The organism is Ewingella sp. C233, assembly GCF_055407225.1.
This window is the reverse complement of the sequence record NZ_JBUZRI010000023.1, coordinates 1-664: the sequence shown is the minus strand read 5'-3', so window position 1 is coordinate 664 and position 664 is coordinate 1. Positions and strand designations below refer to the sequence as shown.

Annotated in this window: 2 tRNA genes and 1 rRNA gene; all 3 read right to left on the bottom strand. The window is 47.0% G+C overall.

The annotated features are described in order from the left end of the window. Positions 1 to 310: 310 nt before the first annotated feature. Positions 311 to 386 (bottom strand) — tRNA-Ala (locus ACZRKO_RS22775). A 76-nt stretch (positions 387 to 462) separates the two neighbouring features. After that, positions 463 to 539, bottom strand: a tRNA-Ile gene (locus ACZRKO_RS22770). Positions 540 to 611: 72 nt separating this feature from the next. After that, positions 612 to 664, bottom strand: a 16S ribosomal RNA gene (locus ACZRKO_RS22765); the annotation flags it as partial.

Below are 664 nucleotides of genomic sequence, written 5' to 3'. Positions count from 1 at the left end.
CGCTTTTCGCAGATTAGCACGCCCTTCATCGCCTCTGACTGCCTAGGCATCCACCGTGTACGCTTAGTCGCTTAACCTCACAACCCGAAGGTGTCTTTTTCTTAGTAAAAAGAAGAAGCACGCTTACGCGCTGCAAGTCTTGAGAGACTCAACACAGGGTACTCCCTATCTCAGTAAATCTACGGAGAGATAAGTTTCAGCTGTGTCGTTTCAATTTTCAGCTTGTTCCAGATTGTTAAAGAGCAAAATACTTCGCAGCATACTGTTTCCAATATACTCTGAAGTATTGTTTTAAGAGGCTGTACAGATATGGTGGAGCTAAGCGGGATCGAACCGCTGACCTCCTGCGTGCAAGGCAGGCGCTCTCCCAGCTGAGCTATAGCCCCATACAGTCACTTACAGATACCTTTATTACTCACTCACCAGTTGATGAGTCAGCCAATTCACTTCAGAAAAGAGAATTGGTAGGCCTGAGTGGACTTGAACCACCGACCTCACCCTTATCAGGGGTGCGCTCTAACCACCTGAGCTACAAGCCTATAAAGGTATTTCTGCTCGTTACTTTTTCATCAGACAATCTGTGTGGACACTGCACAATGCGTATCTTTAGGTAAGGAGGTGATCCAACCGCAGGTTCCCCTACGGTTACCTTGTTACGACTTCA